This window comes from Halorubrum amylolyticum, assembly GCF_004114995.1.
Taxonomy (GTDB): Archaea; Halobacteriota; Halobacteria; order Halobacteriales; family Haloferacaceae; genus Halorubrum; species Halorubrum amylolyticum.
On sequence record NZ_SDJP01000063.1, the window covers coordinates 1 to 4,319 of the forward strand.

Annotated in this window: 4 protein-coding genes; 2 read left to right on the forward strand and 2 right to left on the reverse strand. The window is 58.1% G+C overall.

Going from position 1 to position 4,319, the window contains the following annotated elements:
* The coding region (locus ESO89_RS18815; RefSeq protein ID WP_206731803.1) for a hypothetical protein at positions 1 to 345 on the forward strand (345 nt) is incomplete at its 5' end.
* Between the two features lie 172 nt (positions 346 to 517).
* On the opposite strand, the gene ESO89_RS18150 is transcribed toward ESO89_RS18815, so the two are convergent.
* Positions 518 to 1,651 (reverse strand): FG-GAP repeat domain-containing protein, encoded by a 1,134-nt coding sequence (locus tag ESO89_RS18150; RefSeq protein ID WP_128906790.1) that lies wholly within the window; start codon positions 1,649 to 1,651, stop codon positions 518 to 520.
* Between the two features lie 218 nt (positions 1,652 to 1,869).
* Here ESO89_RS18150 and ESO89_RS18155 point away from each other — a divergent pair, with 218 nt between their 5' ends.
* Complete coding sequence (locus tag ESO89_RS18155) at positions 1,870 to 3,024, forward strand: glycosyltransferase (protein ID WP_128906791.1); 1,155 nt, start codon at positions 1,870 to 1,872, stop codon at positions 3,022 to 3,024.
* 75 nt (positions 3,025 to 3,099) lie between these two features.
* Here ESO89_RS18155 and ESO89_RS18160 read toward each other — a convergent pair whose 3' ends face one another.
* Positions 3,100 to 4,146: a zinc-dependent alcohol dehydrogenase family protein gene (locus ESO89_RS18160; RefSeq protein ID WP_128906792.1), complete on the reverse strand. Its 1,047-nt coding sequence runs from the start codon at positions 4,144 to 4,146 to the stop codon at positions 3,100 to 3,102.
* Positions 4,147 to 4,319: the final 173 nt, after the last annotated feature.

A 4,319-nucleotide genomic window follows, 5' to 3' on the forward strand; every position in this document is an offset into this window, starting at 1 on the left:
CGGTCATGCCGACTGGTCGTCAACCAGCAAATATCCCAACTCAGCGGTGCAGTGCCGTGGGAAGCCTCGCCGTTAACGGCGAGGAGGAGGTCACCGGTAGTGTTGCTTGTGCGGGTGTCCGTGATCGAGACTACCAACTGTGGAGCGGGGTCGGCGGAGCCGGTCAAGACAGCTGAGATCAACTGCACGGTCACTACCGTTCTCCTCTTGGAGGCCGAGATCAGTATTCTTGGCTCGATCCTCGTCGCTTCATCGGTGTCGGTGTGCGGGTTTAGCGTGGGCCTGCCGGTCTCGGTAGACGTGGCACTCCGATCTGGAGCCTCGCACGCCGTGTCGAAGTGCTAAACTTAACGGCTCGCGCTCCAATCCGAGGACCGTCTGGGTGGAACGATTGTTCCGCTTCGGTACTCCATCATCTATGGTCCCGGACAGGCATCGATCAGTATGTACGCGGCTGTGATGTTCGCCAGTCGCCTCACGCGGCCGAGAGAGCCAGTTCGCCGATCGTTCACAATACTCAGTCTTGACGGTACCAGACATCGACATGACAGTTAGGCCCATACGATTTTCCGACAATGTCGAGCGAACCGTCATCGGTGAGATCGACTGTCTTTGCCTCATGAGTCGCGACACCGCAATCAATCTCAACGCGCTCGAATCCCTCTCCGGTATTCCGGTAGACGAACATCCGCGGGTCCTCTTTCCCGCTCAGACCCATCTCGGCGACGAGTAGGTCTGGTCGGCCGTCACCGTCGAAATCCTCGATCTGGATCGTGTGCGGATTGAAAAGGTCGTCATCGAGTGTTGTTACGGACCAATCCGGTGGATCGAACACTCCAACACGCCCCCGCCGGTCGCCTTGGTACGGGAGGTCACCCTCGGTTAAGACGATCTCTGCGTCGCTGTCATCGTCAACGTCTGCAATGCCGACCCGCGTCCACTGCCAGTCGTCGCCGAGGCGCTCACGGTCCCAGTCATCCACGGATCCGTTTCGCCGAAACACGTTCGGTCCAGCGACGAGTTCGGTGGTTTCGTCGTCATCGAGGTCAGTTACAGCGACGCCTTCGACGTTCAGGTTCTCAGCGATCACGTGTCGATGATCGTCGGGCCAAGGAGAGACAGAGGGGTCTTCGGGAACGTCGTAGTAGCAGACCGTCTCGCTCTGCTGTGAAAGGATGACGACTTCTGGCTCGCCATCGTCGTCGATGTCGGCGATCGCCGTGTCGTGGTACTTCCGAAACTCGTCGGTGATCAAGTGGCGGGACCAAGCCCGTCGCGGGTTCGACGGGATATCGAACCAGTAGAGATCAGTCTCGCCGTTCTGTCCGACTACTAGTTCGGGTGTCCCGTCGCCGTCAAGGTCACCGATCGATCCGCCGACCGAGAGTTCGGGAATCCGTGCCACCTCGTGGCGCTTCCAACCTGGATTCTCGTACCAAAACACGTTGGATTCCAGCCGCTTGATCGCACTTCCGACGACCGGCAGGTACCGAAGAATGATCCGTTTGCCGAGTACGTTTACTTGCTTCTTTGCGCCCATACCACCGACGACCACATCAGGTCGCCCGTTACCGGTGAGATCGGACGTGAGGCAGAATGTGAGCCGACCACAGGGAGGATCATCGTCGATACGTTCATGTTGGAACTTCATACAGGAGTTTCGAACCATCCTGTCAATAGTAGTCACATACTAAACAAGAGCCGGCCACTTGCTCCGTTCTAACCATCGTCCGGGCTGTCACCGAGTCCAAACCCACTCCACTGATTTTGAGACAAAACGGTGAATGGTACCTGTTCAAAACCTCATAACAATATCCGTGGTCCGCCTTGTGGATTGCATGATATTCGAGAGCATGACCGGATGGTGGCATGACTGATCCCACCGACGACCGGATCACGGTGTTGATGTGCCCGGATTACAGAGAATCGAACCCATATCAGTCTGAGCTGATTTCGGCGTTAGAGACTCACGAAACCGAAGTCACGGCGACGGATGGGGGCTGGGCGTTTCCACTTCTCACGGGAGTTCATCGTCACGGGATGCCGGATGTTTTCCACATTCACTGGCTCGACCGTTTCGTCACCACCAATCGCCGGTTTCCCGCAGTGATGGCCGGGCTGCTCGGTTTCAGGCTTATTTTTGAACTCATCCTGTTGCGGGCGCTTGGGGTGCGGATTGTCTGGACCGTCCACAACCTCCTCGACCACGAACGAGCCACCCCCCGCAGCGAGCTCGCGATCAGACACGTAGTCGCGCGTCTCGTCGATCGGCTCATCGTTCACTGCGAGGAGGCGGTTGAATCTGTCGAAGAAACGTACCGACTTCCCGAACGAGTCACAAAATGTGTCCGCGTCGTTCCCCATGGAAATTTCTTGAACGTCTACGAAAACAACATATCGCAGTCGTCAGCTCGCGAGCGACTCGATCTTTCACCCGACGTGCCTGTTATCGCCTTCTTTGGGCTAATCCGTCCCTACAAGAATGTCCCAACGTTGATCAAGACATTCAAACGGGTTTCCGGGAATGCACGTCTCCTCGTCGTCGGGAACCCGCGGAACGAAGATGTGGCGAACCGCGTGCGCGCGGCCAGCATTGGTGATGATCGAGTACACACGATCCTCAAGTACGTCCCTAATGACGAAATTCAGGTGTATATGCACGCTGCGGACGCCGTGGCACTTCCTTTCGACTCAATACTGACCTCCGGTAGCGCGGTGCTGGCGATGACATTCGAACGCGCCGTCCTAGGGCCGATAATGGGATGTCTCCCCGGACTGATCGGTTCCGAGGGTGGGTACCTGTACGACCCCAGTGACGACGCGGGACTCCAGGTGGCGCTTCGAAAGGCGATCGATAATCGCGAGCAGCTTCGAGAGATGGGACAGCGGAACCGAGAAATAGTTCAAGCGTTCGACTGGGACCAAGTTGCTGAACGAACACGTAATGTGTATACACTCGAGGAAGCCTGTTTAAACGACCGTATCTGTCGCAGACCCTTCATTAGAGACGAAGATCGTTCTTGACCAACAGCGAGAACATCTCAAATGATAGTACGAGCCAAAAGCAAGAACTCTGTGATCGGATTCGATCCTGACTCTTTACTCGTCGATCTTCACCAGCGTCTTGATTGCCTCACGTTCATCCATTGCCTCGTACCCCTCGGGAACGCTGTCGAGATCGACGGTCTTCGTGAAGATCGGGGACGGATCGAGAGTGCCCTGAAGGACGTCCTCCATAAGTTCCTCGGCGTATGCTCGCGTTGGTGCAGGGCCGCCGGTAAACGAGACGTTGCTGAAGAACAGCGGCTGAAGGAACGACGGGTCTTCGACGTGTGGGACGCCGACGTAGCCGATGTTGCCACCGGGACGGACAACAGCCGCAGCGGTCTCCAGCGAGGACTCCGCGCCGACACATTCGAGGACGTGGTTCGCACCACCGTGTGTGAGTGCTTGAATTTCCTCGATGGCCTCTTGGCCCCGGCTGGCAACAGTATCGGTTGCACCGAGTTCCTCGGCGAGTTCGAGACGGTCCTCGTGATGGCCGACCGCGATGATGCGCTCGGCACCGAGCCGTTTGGCCGCGAGGACGGCACACAGACCGACCGCGCCGTCACCGATGACGACGGCGGTGTCGCCGGCCTGAACGTCCGCACAGACCGTGGCGTGGTGGCCCGTCCCCATCACGTCCGTCAGGGGAAGCAGCGCTTCGAGGACATCCTCGTTGGCAGCGTACCGGTCGGGGACTCGGACGAGCGTGCCGTTCGCCTGCGGGACGCGGAGCTTCTCGGCTTGGGCCCCACCGTGCTGGCCTTCTGGTGACCAGAAGCCGCCGTTCGGACAGGCGGTCTGGAGTCCCTTGCGGCAGAACTCACACTCGCCACAGCTGATGGCGAACGGGGCGAACACACGGTCGCCCGGTTCGACGTTTCGGACATCCTCGCCCACTTCCTCGACGATACCCATCGGTTCGTGGCCGACCTGCGATCCTGTCTCCGGTTCGTCTTCGCCGCGGTAGAACCAGAGGTCAGACCCACAGATAGCGGTGTGTGTAACGCGGATGACTGCGTCCGTCGAGTCTTCAATTTCCGGTTCTGGTCGGTCTTCAACGCTAATCTCTCCCGGCCCGTGATAGACTGCTGCCTTCATAAGTTGTGGACAGTGTACAGTGGGAGCCTGTACGGCATGTGACTGGTGCTATCCAGAAAGGATGTTTAAATACCAGAGGAGCCTGTCATAGAAAGCCTCCCAAGGGAGGCTGCAGGGTTTGGAAACTGTGTCCACCAGCTCCAACGCCCTGCAAAACGTAGCTTCGGTCAACG

Coding starts and splice junctions, on each gene's coding strand:
- ESO89_RS18150 (WP_128906790.1), bottom strand. CDS start 1,651: ATGAAGTTCCAACATGAACGTATCGACGATGATCCTCCCTGTGGTCGG.
- ESO89_RS18155 (WP_128906791.1), top strand. CDS start 1,870: ATGACTGATCCCACCGACGACCGGATCACGGTGTTGATGTGCCCGGAT.
- ESO89_RS18160 (WP_128906792.1), bottom strand. CDS start 4,146: ATGAAGGCAGCAGTCTATCACGGGCCGGGAGAGATTAGCGTTGAAGAC.